Origin of the sequence: Microcoleus sp. S13_C5, assembly GCF_036700845.1 — a bacterium.
Taxonomy (GTDB): domain Bacteria; phylum Cyanobacteriota; class Cyanobacteriia; order Cyanobacteriales; family Microcoleaceae; genus Microcoleus.
In genome coordinates this window covers 32,167-49,016 of the sequence record NZ_JAUBPR010000042.1, presented here as the reverse complement: position 1 = coordinate 49,016, position 16,850 = coordinate 32,167, and the positions used below count along the sequence as shown (strand labels likewise).

Below are 16,850 nucleotides of genomic sequence, written 5' to 3'. Positions count from 1 at the left end.
TTGGCTGGCATACATTCTAACTAATGATCGCTTATCTTATATTTCTATTATACAATCTAGCTGCGTATCAGCTTATCACATCAATTCAAAAAATAGCTCGCACCCTCGATGTTTTGATTGAGGAGTTGATGGAGGTTGTGAAAGAGTAAACAGATTTATCTGTAAGTCGCGAGAATATGACTGCGAAAATGTAATTAACAAAGAAAGCAGAGGGCGATTACTCATCCCCAGAGGGAAGTTGATTTTGGGGACTAGGTAAACTTGTCTTCGCGGATGATGGTTTTAACACTTTACGAGTAATTAGCAAAGCAACCCCTCCCAAGACTCCACCACCTAAGCAACTAAATATAATGGCACTAAAGAAGGGATGAAGTTTCTTTGTTTGTGTAGCCGCGGTTTCAACCGCCGGGTTTCTACACAAAAGAAGTACAATAATTATGGCAAAATAAGAATTACTCATTTATTTGATCGCCCTTATCCCAATGATTACCGTTACCCAAACAGAAATTGAACAGTATCGCTCCCAATTACAAGAATATCCCGATGCTCTAAAAGCTCTTGATGTACTTGAAGAGTGTGAAGGCGATTGAGAATATGCAGCCGAAACCTTAGCAATTGAGTCAGGAGAATTAGACAACGATCTAGATGAAAAAAAACCGAATGAGCCTAGCTGGTTAGAAAAATCAGCCGATAAATTGCGTCCTCATATTTGTACGCAAGCCTTTAAAGACGTATTGAGTCAAGGTTTTGCTGTTGCATTGGGTTCGCTAATAACTGCTGGCATTTACCCAGGAGTACCATTAACCCTGGTACTTATTTACATAAGCACGAAAAATTTGGACAATTTTTGTCAGGATTGCTAAACGCCGATCGCACTAAAGCCAGCCGACTAATGAGGTTCAGCAAAGGAAAACGGCTTGCGATTCAGTGCGCCATTCAGAGGAGCTTGATTGCGAGTTCGTTCCTTTGGGGGCACTTACTCAAGTATTTGAGCGATTTCGGGTTTGAGGTCTTGTAAGACGGCTTCCAGCTTCTGTGAGGTCAGATTCCGCAGCCATTGTTGTGCCTCATTGAGAGCAGTAACGGTTGACAAAGTTTTTATGTTTTCATAGAACCGAATCCGTTGATTCTTTTACGGTAGGCTTCTCCCAGATTATGTTGCGTTATTGCCCAATCTTGGGGAAAAGCCTCACGGGTGTAAACTTCGAGGGCGGCTGTGTAAAATGCGATCGCCAGTTCGATATTCTCTGCTTTCTATGCCCTAATTCTGTCAGAGTAGGCTGTTGCTAGATTATTTTGCGTCTGATCCCATTGTTCGGGAAAGGCTTCGCGGGTGTAGACGGATAATGCAGCAGTGAAAGATGCGATCGCAACTTCGATATTCTCTGCTTTGTCTCCCCTGATTCTCTTACGGTAGGCTTCTCCCAGATTATTTTGCGTCAGGGCCCAATATTCGGGAAAAGCATCACGGGTGAGGACGGATAATGCAGCAGTGAAATATGCGATCGCCAGTTCGATATTCTCTGCTTTGTCTCCCCTGATTCTTTCACAGTAGGCATTTGCCAGATTATTTTGCGTCATAGCCCATTGTTCGGGAAAGGCCTCGCGGGTGCGGACGGTTAATGCAGCAGTGTAAGATGCGATCGCAACTTCGATATTCTCTGCTTTGTCTCCCCTGATTCTGTCAAAGTAGGCAACTCCCAGATTATTTTGTGTCAGGGCCCAATCTTGGGGAAAAGCATCACGGGTGAGGACGGATAATGCAGCAGTGTAAGATGCGATCGCAACTTCGATATTCTCTGCTTTCTCTCCCCTGATTCTGTTACTGTAGGCTGTTGCTAGATTATTTTGCGTCCTAGCCCATTGTTCGGGAAAAGCCTCGCGGGTGCGGACGGATAATGCAGCAGTGTAAGATGCGATCGCAACTTCGATATTCTCTGCTTTCTCTCCCCTGATTCTGTTACGGTAGGCTTCTCCCAGATTATTTTGCGTCGCAGCCCAATTTTCGGGAAAGGTATCGCGGGTGTAGACGGTTAATGCAGCAGTGTAAGATGCGATCGCAACTTCGATATTATCAGCCCTCTCTCCCCTGATTCTGTAAGTGTAGGCAATTGCCAGATTATTTTGCGTCATAGCCCAATATTCGGGAAAGGCTTCGGGGCTGTAGACGGACAATGCAGCAGTGAAATATCCGATCGCCAGTTCGATATTCTGAGCTTTCTCTCCCCTAATTCTGTATAAGTAGGCATTTGCTAGATTATTTTGCGTCGCCGCCCAATTTTCGGGAAAGGCATCACGCGTGTAGACGGTTAATGCAGCAGTGAAATATGCGATCGCCCTTTCCAAGTTACTCGCACGATCGCCTTGACGATATTGTTGGTAAAGATTCCCCAGTCGCCCCAAAGCAGCCGCCTCTCGTAGGCGATCTTTCAAATTCCTAGCAATTTCTAAAGACTGCTGATAGGGTTCAAATACCCGTTCCCACAATCCTAAGTCACGGTAAATATCACCTAACTGTAACAAAGTGTCAGATTGCGCCTGGCGTAAGTTCAATTTTTCTTGTAAGGCAAGTGACCTGTCAAAGAAATGAATTGCGCGATCGATCTGCTGTGAATAATCCTGTGCTTGACGGGTCTTTACCAGATTTGCATAAGCATTAGCAACTCGATTGTATAGGGTTGCTAATGCAGGAGTTTCCCTAGCTTGTTTCTCCAGATTTTCAACCTGTTCTAACAGTTCATCTAGGGGTAAACTCAGTCTTCTCTCTGGCTCAATCAGCAGAGAACTTTCCTCAGTCGTGTTAACGACACCCGTTTCTGGCACCGCAGGCGACACAAATCGAAATACGCCACTCCGCCAACTCCAAAAATCCGGCGCTTCCAGACTCAAGCGACTCAGAATATTTGGTGTTACCCAAAGTACGATCGGAAAAGGAAACTCCCGCAACCCCTCCCGCGTCCATTGCAAATAGCCGAAAAAACGGCTTAACTCCGACTGATGGTTAGAGTCAGCTTGTGACACACTATCCCTCAAAGCCTCCGTTCCCGTTACAGTAATTGCGCCTGATGCGTGGGGCGCTTTTAACTCTGGGTAATCATTGACAAGTTGCTCCAACGCCGCTCTCAGGCTAGGTTCTTTTTGATTCAAAACCACGCGATAACTGGGGATATGGGGAGCAAGTTCTGCCTCGTAACGATTAATAATCTGGGTTTGAAAATCTCCCGGTTTACAAGATGCAATCAACAATGACAATACACCTTGACTTGCTTCAATTAAAGAGACAAGGCCATCGTAACTATCCTCATTGATGGATTGATAGTTCGCGATCTCACTGTTGAGCATTTATCCTGTCACTCCGATTAACCCACGTTTCTGCAATATTTCCTGAACTACTGGATGGACTCCAAACCACAAATCAGCATTGCGATATTCGAGGATGTAGAGGTTATGCAATAAATCTAAGAAATCCTGATCCATCCCATCGTTTGGTAAATAATTTTGGTATACATCCACTAGAATTTGATAACGGTTTTGTCCAAGGGGTTCTGTTAAATTAATCCGATATTCGGTAATAGCATCTTTTAAAATTTCAGACGTGATTATCAAATCTTGTTTCTCAGGTGTGCGACGTAACTGCCTCAAACATAACCCACAGGACTGACTAGCCAAACGAATAAATTCCCGCAATGCCCCACCACTTTTGACGATCATCATTTGAGTTGCTTCCGGCTCAATCAAATGCTTGGGAAGTCGCTTGTAAAGAATTTGTTCAAATACTTTTACAGCTTCTTGGACAGGAAAAGCATTTGGAACTCTATCTTCTCCACGCGGAAACAACTTTGTCGCCCACATGGATTGAATCTTATTATTGGTAGCATTATGAATAATTCCTCGCAACGACATATCTCGTGTCGCTGCCATTGGAATTGTATAAATAATCCGAAATTGAGGCTGAAATAACGCACTAATATTATTTCGATAAACACGATCTACTATCTCTAAATCGAGTTTATCAAGATCGTCAATCACGACCATAATTTCTTGTCCGCACCCCGCTTGAATCGCACTAGCAATATCGTTAATCCGATCTACCAAGTCGGAAATACGTCTCGAAAACTCAGTCGTAATTTCCTCACGAATCACAGAGTTTGCCTTCAAAGTTGCTTTCAACTTGGCAAAGAATTTAACAAACAAAGCATTTACACCAGCTTCTCCACTCGTTTCGAGCTCAATGCTAGAATCAACTGAACTTCCCTCTGTTCGAGTATGCTTACTAAACCACTTATAAAAAGCTTTTTTTGTTTGAGAACCGATTTTGATATGGCGTTTTTCTGCTGCTTCCATAAGCTGTACTGCCATAGCAAACAAAATATTGACATGATTCACATCTGACATTTCAATCAGGTCAGAGATGGAAAAGAACACGACAAAGTAGCGATTCTGCGTGTGCTGGCAAAACTGACCCAGCAATGTTGATTTGCCTGACCCACGATGCCCCGTAAAAATAATTTTGTTATTGTCCTGTGAGCAATCTTCAACCAAATGCTCCAATTCTTCTAAAATCTCAGTACCATATTCCACATGAAATTTATTCAGTTGCTCTGGGGTGATCAAAGGAAGTAACTGAAGATTCTGGAAGGCTGTTCGGAAGGATTCCAGGCGGTTGTTGGTCATAGGAAATATTATATATGGACTATAATTCTTAGTTTATCACAATGCCCTGTAATCTCACCCCTCTACTGCTCGTTCTTGGCTTTTCCTTTCCGGTCTCTGCCAACTGTGCCGCTACTTTCTTGCAAACTTCCACAAACCCCAAATCCAGCAACTTTAAATTATCCTGTAAAATCTGCGCTTCCTCACCGTTGGGGCAATTCAGGACTCTCTGAATCACTTGCAGATACCCCTGGGCGCGGGTTTCGTCCATTGTGGGGAGTTGTCAGCAACACCTAGGTTTATTTTACCATGATTTCGATTAGTGGCCAGAAACCTGGTTTTTTCGATAATATTTGGTTACAGCCGAAGAGATGGGAAAAAACCCGGTTTCTAAAGTTTGTGAACCGCAGATGTCGGCGGATATACGCTGATGGACGCAGATGAATTTAGTCGATAGGGGCGGCTTTATGAGATTGTTGGTTTTCGGCAATTATTGTGAGTAAAAACCGCCCCTACAGGATAAATGGTAAAAAATCGGGTTTCTTCTAATTTTGCGCTAATTCTGGCGGCCGGCCCATTAAACCAGTCATCAGCCGCAAGGCTAAAAACCTCACTGGCGGAATTGTCCGCAAACACCACAATCCGAAGCGGCGAAATGCTACAATTGGCAGCCAAGTATTGGAAAATAATCTGTCTAGAAAATCTGTAAATCCTAACACGATTAAATTCTCTTTTTTGCGCCAGTTGTGATACCGTTTCAATACTCGCAAATCCCCGATATCTTCGCCTTTTTGGTGCGCTTGCTGCAAGATTTGGGCGATCGCCCCTGCGTCTCGAATGCCCATATTCAATCCCTGGCCGCCGACGGGATGGCAGCAGTGGGCCGCGTCGCCAATTAGTGCTAATCTGGGCAAAACGTAGCGATCGCTCTGCATTAACTGCACGGGAAATAAAAACCGCTCGCTCTCCAATTCCAAACGCCCCAAAAGCCCGCCCGTGCGCTGTTCCAACAAAGTCAAAAACTCAGTTTCATCCATTTGTTGCAAAGCTTTTGCTTCCGCGTGGGGTGCTGTCCAAACTACTTGACAGCGGTTCCCAGGTAATGGTAAAACTCCCATCGGGCCGCTCGGCCAAAAGCGCTCAAAAGCGATATCATTGTGCGGTTTTTCTGCTTTAATAGTGATAGCAACGCAGGATTGCCAGTATTTCCAGCCGCGAGTGCTGATGTTGGCTTCGGTGCGGATGCGCGATCGCGAACCGTCGGCTGCGACTAATAATTTGGTGCGAATTGTCCGAGTTTCGCCGTGTTGTTTGACTTCTATTTCCGCGCAATCGGTTAAATATTTTACCTCCACTACTTCCGCCGGACAAACCCAACTAAAATTCGGGTTTTTTGCCAAAGATTCTTGCAAAGCTGACAGCATGACTCGGTGCTCGCCAACGTAACCTAAAGCTGCTTTTGGTACAGGCAATTTGCCAGTATTTCCCAAATCCGGGCGGTGGAATTCGACGACACCGGGATAGTCGCCGTCGCAGAGGCTAATTTGCTCGAAGGTGGTGATTTGCGGCAAGATTTGTTGCCACACGCCGATACCTTCTAAGATCATTCCTGATAGCAGGGTGATTGCATAGGCTTGTTTTTTGGCGGCGGCGGCGGCGGGGAGTTGGGTTTCAATTATTGCGATTTTTAATCCAGAATCTTTTAAGGCGCTGGCTAAGGTGGCCCCGACTATGCCGCCTCCGACGATGGCTATGTCAAAGTCGAGTGTCGGTGTTTGCGTCGAGGCTGTGGTTGGAGAAAGTTGGTTTACAGGCATTTTCAAGGGATTTTGTCAAAGTTAATTGGATTGTTACTTTGTTATTGTAAAGAATTATTTCGATTTAGGGCGATCGAGCGACGGAGACGGGAGATGGGGAGACGGGGAGATGGGGAGACGTTGAGAAATTTATGATTAATGACAAGCATCAAGGATCAAATGCCCACTATCAACTGCCAACAGTCAACACTCAACAGTCAACACTCAACTGTCTAATGACTCATGACCATTTCCTTTGTGTTTTCGGCAGGCAGCGCTGATACTTCCTGGCAAATGGGAATCTCGATGACAAACTCTGCACCTTCCCCGGGCGTCGAAATACACTGCAATTTGCCTCGGTGTTTTTCAACTATAATCTGATAGCTGATTGATAGTCCCAAGCCTGTACCTTTGCCGACGGGTTTAGTAGTAAAAAATGGGTCGAACAACTTGTGGATAACTTCTTGATTGATTCCCATCCCGTTGTCGGCAATGCGAATTGTTACTGTGTCTGAATTCGCACTGGTGCTAATCCGAATTCGGTTGTGGTGAGAATATATATCGTTTGAAGAATGAGTGCTGTTGTACTCTTCGAGGGCGTCGATCGCATTTCCTAAAAGATTCATAAAGACTTGATTGAGCTGACCTACATAGCACTCAACTTTTGGAAAATTGCCGTATTCTTTGATAATCTCAATAGCAGGACGAAGTACATTAGCTTTGATCCGGTGCTGCAAAATTAGCAAAGTGCTTTCGATTCCTTCGTGAATATCTACTCGCTTCATCTGCGATTCGTCGAGTCTGGAAAAGTTGCGTAAGGATACAACTAAGTCGCGAATGCGATCGGCTCCTACTTTCATTGATTCCAAAATCTTCGTAAAGTCTTCCATTAAGTAATCAACTTCAATATCTTCGGCTGCTTCTACAATTTCTGGGACGGGATTTGGGTATTTTTCCTGGTAAAGGTGGAGCAAACCAAGCAAGTCTGTGGCGTATTCGTGGGCGTGGGTGATGTTGCCGTAAATGAAGTTAATCGGATTGTTAATTTCGTGGGCCACGCCGGCGACTAGCTGCCCGAGAGAAGAGATTTTTTCGGTTTGGATTAGTTGAGTTTGAGTTTGGTGCAAATCGTGGACAGCTTTTTCGAGCTCGGCTGCTTGCGATCGATACTGTCCCTCGGACTGCTTGAGTGCTTCCAAAACTTGGACTCGATCGCTAATGTCGGTGTGAGTGCCCACCCATTCGCGAATGCTGCCGTCTGCTGCTAAAACAGGAACTCCGCGCACCCAAAAGTGTCTGTAACTACCGTCTGCAGCGCGCAAACGGTGTTCGACTTCGTAGAGACTTTTTGCTTCTACTGCGCGCATCCAAGCTTGCGCCGTGATCGGGCGATCGTCTGGGTGAATTGCCGAAGTCCAATTGTCTGTAGCTTCCTCCCAACTTTGACCTGTATATGCCATCCAGTCGATCGGTGCGATCGGCTTTCCCTGGCCGTCTGTCGTCCATACCAGTTGCGCGGTGGCCCTTGCGAGCGAGCGATATCTTTCCTCGCTCAGACGCACGAATTCTTCGGCTTGCCGGCTGGCTGTCACGTCGCGCAAAATTGCTGTGAATATGATTTCGCCTGCCACTTCGAGTTTGGAAATAGAAGCTTCGGCGGGAAATTCCGTACCATCTCGGCGGCGGGCGAAAATTTCTTTGCGGTTGTCCATTTTTCGGGCTTGTTTAACGCCACCGCCGAAATTGCTGACGAGGTGAGTGTGAGGGGTGGCAAAAGCTTCGGACAACAGCAGGCTCAGGGATTGCCCGATCGCCTCAGCAGCCGTCCACCCGAAAATCTTTTCTGCACCTTGGTTGAACAGGATAATTTTTTGCTCAGCATCCACAGAAATAATCGCGTCCTCGGCAATTTCTACAATGCCGGCGAAACGAGCTTGAGAAAGTTGCAGGGCTTTTTCAGCGTGTTTGCGATCGCTGATGTCGCGGGCGATAGTCGAAATGTATGTGAGTTTGTCGTCCGGTGCGGAGTGGGAGATGAGGACTTGGCTGACGGGAATTTCGAGTCCTGATGTTGACAGGAAGGTTGTTTCTCCGCTCCAAACGCCCCCGGAAACAGCGGTCGCGATCGCTTGTTTCAAACTGCTGTAGTCTGACGCTGCCGTGAATTCTAGAACTTGTCGCTTGGATATATCTTCGTTTTCGCCTATACCCAGCATTTTTCTGCCGGCTTTGTTGATGTAAACGGCGCGTCCTTCGAGGTTGTAAGTACCTACAAAATCGGGGGTTGCTTCCAGAATTGCTGCCAAACTTCTGTTGGCGATTTCGGCTTTTTTGCTTTCAGTAATATCCCGCGCGATAGTAACTATACCGCTAATATTTCCTAGTCCGTCCCGGTAAGCACTTTTTGTAGAAAGAAATGTCCTCAAATTTCCTTTGACTGGCAGGTCTTCTTCGATCGCTTCCGTTGTGCCCGTTGTCATAATTGGGCGATCAGTTTTTATAATTTGGTCGGCAATTTCCGGGTGAAATAACTGGCTGTCATCTCTGCCGATAATGTCGTCTACAGACTTGCCAATTATACTGGCTCCTGCAGCATTGAGCATCAGGTAACGGCCCTGAATATCTTTGACAAATAGGGCTGCTGGCGTACTATTGATGACGGCAAGCAACAGGTTGTAGTTTTTTTGAAGTGCCTGCTTGGTTGTTTGAGTGTCGAAAATTTGCTCCTGCAATTGCTCATTGGCAATTTGCAGTTGGAGAGTCCGTTTCTCAACTTGATTTTCTAAGTCTAATTTAGCTTTCCTCAGTCCCAGTTCCGCTCGATAGCGCTTCCGGTCGGCGGTGCAAAGAGTTTTGGCATTCTGCCAAATCAGAACTGTAAAAATAATCACGTTCAATACGCTTAACAGCGATATCCCTACCTCCGGCGTGTAGGCTTGTAACCGCTCTCCAAATAGGATGAAATAACCGACTAAAGGCGGGATAATGATTGCCCGTGGCAACAAGCGCCGCGCCATGATGCCTCCCGCGCGATCGCTCGTCATTACTGCGATCAATCCTCGCTCTGGACTGGCAAATAAAATGGCGAAGCTCAGCAACATAAATGCTGCGGAAGTGTGCAAAGCCATTCCTGTATTATTGCCAATTTGGTAAAATAAAGCTTTGTCGTAGAAATAGCCTATCAAACCCATAAATGCAATTAAAAATGCTGAACAGCTTAAGATTTGAATCCGCAGGTATTTAGGCCGACGTTCTGACAGTAGCAGCAGCGCTGTTCCCAACAATAAAAAAGCGCCAGCAGTATTCGGCGCCATGCGTCCGGGTGTTCCGGTGATTGTCAAGGTGTAACTTTCTTTAAATAGCAGTTGGTCGATGCCTAAGTCTAAATTAAAGCTATATTGAACGAGGGTTAATATGCTAATTAATATAATTAAAAATGAGGAAACCAAACTTAAATTTTTGTATTTCTTTTGAGACTTTCTTACTGTTAAGTTGGCCCGCCTCATCTGTTGGATGAATAGAGAAAACCCGCCCAAAATAAAGCAGACGGCAGTATTGGCTTTCATTGTCACGAGTCCGGGCAGAATGCTTTTTAATAGTTGCAGATCGAATATCCAACCCAAAATGACTGTACAGCCGATCGCCATTACTGCAATACTCGCTTTTTTGGAAAAAGACTGGACAGCAGCCATTCGGGTTGAGGGCGTTTGCAGTTGTTGTGCTCGTTCAAAAACTTCCAATTTCTCTATCCCTCTAATTATTTGGCTTCTACGTATCTAAGGTAACAATAAACACTCTAGTAAAATTGTTGCCCGCTATACAAAGCTGCTTAAGATTTCCTCAAAGCTGCTAAGCATAAAATATCAATTATTTTATCTAACTTTAGAGATATCGTCAAATGAAGGTTGAAGGCTCTTATGTAGAAGGCATTGGGCAGACTTCAATAATTTTTGTTGGTCGTAAATTTAAAAAAAATTCCTTGTTCCTTGTTCCTTGTCCCTTCGCTCTCGGAAATTGGCGCCCGATTCATCGGCAAGACGGAGTGTTTTTACTCAGTACATCGAGGGATAATGGTAGCGGATGAATCACTCTGCAACAAGATCACTGGCATTGTAAATCGGCTGCTGTGGCTGTGGGAAATGCGATCGGCAAAAAAGTTACGCTAAACAGTTCTTTAAAAGACTTGACAATATACACTAAATCGCTTATTTTTTTACTTAAGAAATATTACTACAGTCCTCAATCTTATACCAATTATTAAAAGTAGCAGAGCCCGGTAAGGACACGGCATTGCCGTGTCCCTACAGACGCTCGCATACAATCGTGTTGAGTTTTGTTCATCAACTAAGGACAACAGTCAACAGTCAACAGTCAACAGTCAACATTCAACTAACTCCCAACTTTTGAAGTGCTTCCAAAGCTTCGGTTGCTGACGGGTAACGCTGGGGGAAAGCGTACAGCACCATCTGGTCTAAAACGCGAGCCAACTCCGGGGTGACAGTTGCCTTTTTCTGCCAGATGAGATTCCCTAAATTATCAACTCTGAGTTGTTTCGGGCGCATTCCTGTCAAGGCTTGAATCCCGATGAGCCCGACAGCATAGATGTCGCTGCACAATTTTGGGGAACCGATGGCTTGTTCGGGAGGAATATAATCTTGCTGAGTACCGCCGCACGATTTCGTTTGACCGATGCTGTTTGGTGAAGTGTTGATTTCTTTAACGGCCCCAAAGTCAATTAATACAATCTTGCCATCTGATGTCCGCCTGATTAAGTTTTGAGGGTGAACGTCGCGGTGAATTACATCTTGTTTGTGAACAAAAACAAGCACTTCCAAGATATCTTTCAACAAAGCAATAACTTGAGGTTCTTCCCAAGGTTGACCTTCGATTAGTTCTTGATACAGCGGTTGCCCTTCGATGAATTGATAGACTAAATAAAAATATCCATCTTCTTCAAAGCGAGCTAACAATTCCGGTATCCGATCGTGTTGGCCCAATCGATATAAAACGCGCGTTTCTCGATCGAATAAATGGCTGCTTCTCTCAGACTGGCTTTTGAGGCGCTTGACGAGACATAAAGGTCGATCGGGCAAATTTTCATCATCAGCAAGGTAGGTATCGCTGTACTCGGTGCTGACTAAATGTTCTCTGATTCGGTAACGCATCCGCAGCAGCTTTTGCAAGATCGGATCGACATATTTAGCGGGTTGTGTGCCTTGTTGTACAGCTCTCATGATACAGTCCCAAAGATTTGCTCCGACTACTCTTTCTTCTTGACCGAGAATTTCTGCTTGTCTCAGTACCTTTGTCAGTTCTTTCCACAAGTTGTAGCCGACATACCGCCCCAGGTAGCCCACTGTGTACCCGCGGGCGATCGGATCGTTTTGGTGAATTTCTTTGTACGTCAAACCCCCTACAACGCCTCGAATTATCGACTGTTGCAACCGACTCAGGTGTTTTTCCGTTTGTTCGTATACGAGATTGTCCAAAAAAAATATTGCTTCTTCTACCGTCATAGTTTCAGATTTTAAGTGATTTGTACAGGAGCCACGCATTTTTATATCCCTAGATTTCTGTTATATATAATTTCTCTTAAATTGGCTAGATTGTCTACTTATTGAAATATATTTTTACCAATATGACTTTTATGACTTTATGTTATGAATTTTATGAATTGACGTTTTAAGTAGTTACTGGTACTATCTCAAATACAACTTTTAACTAGAGAGTACATTGCCAAATTAGGGTCTCGCCGATTCGGCTTTACAACTCCAAACATCAGAAACGACTGTTGTCAATTAATAGGTAAATTAATCATGTCTATCTTCAGTACCGCAACCAAATTCCCTGTCGGCGAAGAGCCGAGTGACGTTGTTGTAGCAGATTTTAACAAAGACGGTAAGCCAGATATCGCCACAGCGAATCAAGGAACTAACAACATCTCCATTCTGTTGGGGACAGGCACTGGCAGCTTTGGCACTGCCAACAACTTTAAGATCGGCTTTACGCCCATAAGTCTGGCATTAGGGGACTTTAACAGCGACGGCAACCTCGACATAGCTTCTGTAAGGTGGAACAGCACAGATGTAGGTCAAGTAGCCATCCTGTTGGGAAATGGCACAGGTAGCTTTGGCACTCCCACGAGCTTTGATACGGGGGAAGCTGATGGGAAGTCAGATTATGGCCGTGGTGTTGGTGCGGGTGACTTTAACAGCGACGGCAAGCTAGATTTAGTTACGATAGGCAAGAACAATCTATCGATCCTGTTAGGAACTGGTACAGGCAGCTTTGGGGATCCTACTAACCTTAATGTTAATGGGTCGAATTCGGGGTTTTTCGCCGTGGAAGACTTTAATGCTGACGGCAAGCTCGACTTAGCTTTCATAGACTCTTCTGATAATGTATCGATCCTGTTGGGGACAGGGAAAGGCAGCTTTGGGACTCCTACTAAATTTAAGGCGGGGGACTTTCCGCTCGGGCTCGCCACAGGGGACTTCAATGGGGATAACAAGCCAGATTTAGCTGTAACAAACATCGACGAATCTGACGAATTTGGCAACGTATCAATCCTGTTGGGGACGGGGAAAGGCAGCTTTGGGGCTCCCACTAACTTTAATGGGGGGGACTTTCCCAATAGCGTTGCTGTTGGGGACTTTAACAGCGATAACAAGTCAGATTTAGCTGTGACGAACGATGATGGTATCTCCATTTTGTTGGGAAATGGTGCGGGCAGTTTTGGTGCGCCCGCCAACTTTTCGGCTGGGGAATATCCCTTTGTCATTGCTGTTGGGGACTTTAATGCTGACGGCAAGACAGACTTAACTACGACCGATGAAGGATCTAGCAACGTCTCGGTTTTGCTCAACAAAAACGATGATGTAGCGGATGGTAGCGGCAATGAGGACAATGATACGGCTGGTGTTTCTGTTAGTCTTACCGAAACGGAAGTTACAGAAGGCGGCGCGAATGGCAGTTACCAGCTCAAATTAAAGTCGAAGCCAACAGCCCCCGTTACCATCACTCTCACAACCAATAATCAGATTCAGCCGATCGCCCCTGTGACTTTCACTCCAAATAATTGGAATGTTGCTCAAACCGTAACGGTAAAAGCTGTTGACGATACAGTTGCCGAAGGTACAGGCAGCGCTAATATTACTCACACTGCAGCCAGCACTGATGCTAAGTATAACAAAATTTCGGTGCCAGGGGTGAGAGTGGCGATCGACGATAACGACACTACGCCGACACCGACGCCAACGCCAACGCCAACGCCGACACCAGTCACGCCGACGCCAACGCCGACGCCAACGCCAGTGACGCCGACACCAGTTACGCCGACACCAACGCCGACGCCAGTTACGCCGACACCAACGCCGACGCCAGTTACGCCAGTGACGCCAGTGACGCCGACACCAGTGACGCCAACGCCAGTGACACCAGTGACGCCAACGCCAGTGACGCCGACGCCAGTGACGCCGACGCCAGTGACGCCAGTGACGCCGACACCAGCGACGCCAGTGACGCCGACACTAGGGACGCCCCCACTGATACTTGCAACTCCAGACATTATTATTAATGCACCAGCGGGATTCTTAGTCACTTCAGAAACAGGTGGCACAGACAAATTCTTTGTCAAACTCAACAGCCCACCTACTGCTGATGTGAGTATTACTTTTAGTAGCAATAGTGTGGGAGAAGGAGTAATTGACAGGCCAACTGTTACCTTCAATTCTACTAATTGGAATCAAAACCAGATCGTGACGGTAAGAGGCGTTGATGATTTTGTATTTGATGGAGAGCAAAATTACAGTATTATTGCCTACCCTGCTGTTAGCGCCGATCCCAATTACTCCGGGTTAACTACATCAATTGTTTACGCTTACAATAATGACGATGACGATCCTCTTCTTGAGACGAGCGTTAGTATAGGCTGCGTTATTGATGGTTACATCTCCGGTGCAACCATCTTCCTAGATGCTAACAAAAATGGCATTAAAGATAGTAACGAACCATCAACTACTACTGACTTTAACGGTGAATATCAGCTCGATATTCCCTTGGAGACTTTCGACAAAAATAAAAATGGGAAAATCGATGCAGATGAAGGCAATTTAGTAGCTTTTGGAGGGACGGATACGGGCACGGGTTTGCCGCTGGAAACGCCTGTTGCAGCGCCTGCGGATGCCACTGTTGTTACTCTGTTAACCAGTTTGGTAACTGATTTGATGGCTGGGGGAATGACGCAGAGTGAAGCCGAGTCAAAAGTTAAATCTACTCTGTCTATTCCTGCGGGAGTTGACTTGATCGACTTAGATCCGATCGCCTCTACAGCCAAAAATGAGCCTGGGGGCGTTGAAACTCTAGTCGCCATGACAAAAGTCCAAAACGTCATCACCCAAACCAGCAGCCTCATAGACGGTGCATCTACGGCGGACAATGCTGCGATCGTCAAAGCTGTTGTCGGGGCAATTAACAGTAAAATTAAATCCGGTGGTTCCCTGGATTTGAGCAATGCGGCACAGGTAGAAAGCATTATCGAGCAATCTGTTGCCAAGGTCAAAGAAATTGACACCAATCTCAACACTGAAAAACTTTCCCAAATTGCCCCGGAAGCTGCGAAGGTAATGGCTGAGGCAAATCAAAGCACGGATAAAGTTAAATCTAACTTTTTGCCTGAGTTTATTCCCTCGGAAATTGCCAAAGTCCAAAAGGTGACATTAGGTGAAAGTTCGATCGCCCTCGAAGAAGCGGCGGCTGGCACAAAACCTATCGCACAGGTAGTTTCCGAAAATACTGGCGAATTTTTAACTGCCAAAATTCAAGGAAATCCAGCACCGGCTCAACCCGCTGTTCCAGTTGTGCAAGGTGATGTGGAACTTGTCAATACTTCTCCTGAAATTCTCGGCGCTGAGGGCAAAAATCTTGTCGGTACTGATGATAGCGATACTTTAATCGGCGACAGCGGTAACGATTTTATCAGTGGCAGAAAAGCTAGCGATTCCCTCGATGGTGGCGGCGGCAATGACACCATTTACGGTGGGCGGGGACTCGATACGCTGACAGGTGGCAGTGGCGATGATATCTTATTTGGAGGCCGCGGTTCTGACAGTTTGCAGGGCGGTGAAGGCAATGACAGTTTGTACGCTGGCAAGGGAGATGATACTTTGCTTGGCGGTTTGGGAGATGATTTCCTTAGCGGCGAAAATGGCAACGATTTTCTGATAGGAGGTAGCGGGAGCGATCGCTTTTTGTTAACTCCAGGTAGCGGCTCGGATACGGTGCTTGATTTTGAGGTGGGTATCGATAAATTTGCGATCGATAACGGTTTGACTTTCCAGCAGTTAGAAATTAGTCAAACTGCGGGAGGAACGCTGCTGAAAGTTGCCTCAACTAATCAAGTTTTGGCAACTGTGACTGGGTTGAATAGTTCGATTACTGAATCGGATTTTGTGTTGATTTAGAGCCAACTCCAGCGTAGGGGCAATCCTGTGATTGCCTTTCTAAATGAGGTAGGCACTAAAAACGGATCATTTGTTAAATCACTTTTACCGGGAGGAGCATCATGTTTAAGTTTGGAAAACTGATCCTAGTATTCATCACCGCATCTGTTGCTGTTTTGCAGCCAACTTTTCGGACTCGCGCACAAGAAACCAGCAGCGAATTCAGGCAACTACAAACCTTATTAGAAGCTAAGAAATGGGACGACGCCGATCGCGAAACCGTCTCTATACTCCGCAACAACCCCACGTCTTGTCCTAACCTCCGCGCGATCGACCAATTGTGGATGCAACACAGCAATAACAAATACGGCTTGACCCCGCAGTTAGAGATTTGGCAGAAGGCGGGCAACGGTTTAAATTGTAAAACTTGCGAAGGTGAAATTAAAGAATTTAGCGAAAAGGTAGGATGGAAACTAGGCCCGCAAGCAACTCCTATGTTAGGGGATTTTCCAGCTCAGTACCCAACAGTTGCTGCATTAGGTTGGCAAGGCTACGTGGATGGAGATGCAACTATGCAGATTCTTTTTGGCACCCGGAATACATGGCAAGCGTGGAAAGTTCAAGGTTATAACTTGTTCTCTACTTTTGCTAATTGCGGCAAGTAAGTAGACCAACATAAAAAAAGAGAACACCCAGATACCCGACTTATTTAAGAAGTCGGGTATTTAAAGCGCGAGCGCGTTTTACGTTCTTTTGCTTTCATACTTCTGCTTCCTTTAAAAAGCTGGTTTTGCTGAATACAGGTATGAATTAAAAATTTCCCAATTGCTATGGGCCAAGTATGGTGAGTTTTGTAACGTTGGAGAAAAGTTTATTCATACCGTAAATCAGCAACGCTATTTATAGAACACAGCCAAGATGTCTGTTCCACAAATATAGAATAAGAAATAACAATCAACAG

General features: G+C 45.6%; 8 protein-coding genes. 2 read left to right on the top strand and 6 right to left on the bottom strand.

Going from position 1 to position 16,850, the window contains the following annotated elements:
• Positions 1-1,254: 1,254 nt before the first annotated feature.
• The 6 genes from QUA04_RS13690 to QUA04_RS13665 all read right to left on the bottom strand — a co-directional run bounded on the left by QUA04_RS13690 (position 1,255) and on the right by QUA04_RS13665 (position 11,965).
• Complete coding sequence (locus QUA04_RS13690) at positions 1,255-3,342, bottom strand: tetratricopeptide repeat protein (protein WP_333257901.1); 2,088 nt, start codon at positions 3,340-3,342, stop codon at positions 1,255-1,257.
• Positions 3,343-4,674, bottom strand: a complete 1,332-nt coding sequence (locus QUA04_RS13685) for a P-loop NTPase fold protein (protein WP_333257899.1) — start codon at positions 4,672-4,674, stop codon at positions 3,343-3,345.
• 28 nt (positions 4,675-4,702) lie between these two features.
• Positions 4,703-4,924 (bottom strand): hypothetical protein, encoded by a 222-nt coding sequence (locus tag QUA04_RS13680; protein WP_333257897.1) that lies wholly within the window; start codon positions 4,922-4,924, stop codon positions 4,703-4,705.
• 274 nt (positions 4,925-5,198) lie between these two features.
• On the bottom strand, positions 5,199-6,470 hold the full coding sequence (locus QUA04_RS13675; protein ID WP_333257895.1) for an FAD-dependent hydroxylase: 1,272 nt from the start codon (positions 6,468-6,470) through the stop codon (positions 5,199-5,201).
• A gap of 212 nt (positions 6,471-6,682) precedes the next feature.
• Complete coding sequence (locus QUA04_RS13670) at positions 6,683-10,189, bottom strand: PAS domain S-box protein (RefSeq protein WP_333257894.1); 3,507 nt, start codon at positions 10,187-10,189, stop codon at positions 6,683-6,685.
• A gap of 645 nt (positions 10,190-10,834) precedes the next feature.
• Complete coding sequence (locus tag QUA04_RS13665; RefSeq protein ID WP_333257892.1) at positions 10,835-11,965, bottom strand: serine/threonine-protein kinase; 1,131 nt, start codon at positions 11,963-11,965, stop codon at positions 10,835-10,837.
• Positions 11,966-12,265: 300 nt separating this feature from the next.
• Between QUA04_RS13665 and QUA04_RS13660 the strand changes: the two genes are divergently transcribed.
• Positions 12,266-15,910 (top strand): FG-GAP-like repeat-containing protein, encoded by a 3,645-nt coding sequence (locus QUA04_RS13660; protein WP_333257890.1) that lies wholly within the window; start codon positions 12,266-12,268, stop codon positions 15,908-15,910.
• Between the two features lie 101 nt (positions 15,911-16,011).
• Positions 16,012-16,554 carry a GUN4 domain-containing protein gene (locus QUA04_RS13655; RefSeq protein WP_333257888.1) on the top strand — a complete coding sequence of 181 codons (543 nt, stop codon included), beginning with the start codon at positions 16,012-16,014 and terminating at the stop codon, positions 16,552-16,554.
• The last annotated feature ends 296 nt before the right edge of the window (positions 16,555-16,850 follow it).

What these genes read in the sequence shown, in the direction of transcription:
- QUA04_RS13690 (WP_333257901.1), bottom strand. Translation starts at nt 3,342, where the DNA reads ATGCTCAACAGTGAGATCGCGAACTATCAATCCATCAATGAGGATAGT.
- QUA04_RS13685 (WP_333257899.1), bottom strand. Translation starts at nt 4,674, where the DNA reads ATGACCAACAACCGCCTGGAATCCTTCCGAACAGCCTTCCAGAATCTT.
- QUA04_RS13680 (WP_333257897.1), bottom strand. Translation starts at nt 4,924, where the DNA reads ATGGACGAAACCCGCGCCCAGGGGTATCTGCAAGTGATTCAGAGAGTC.
- QUA04_RS13675 (WP_333257895.1), bottom strand. Translation starts at nt 6,470, where the DNA reads ATGCCTGTAAACCAACTTTCTCCAACCACAGCCTCGACGCAAACACCG.
- QUA04_RS13665 (WP_333257892.1), bottom strand. Translation starts at nt 11,965, where the DNA reads ATGACGGTAGAAGAAGCAATATTTTTTTTGGACAATCTCGTATACGAA.
- QUA04_RS13660 (WP_333257890.1), top strand. Translation starts at nt 12,266, where the DNA reads ATGTCTATCTTCAGTACCGCAACCAAATTCCCTGTCGGCGAAGAGCCG.
- QUA04_RS13655 (WP_333257888.1), top strand. Translation starts at nt 16,012, where the DNA reads ATGTTTAAGTTTGGAAAACTGATCCTAGTATTCATCACCGCATCTGTT.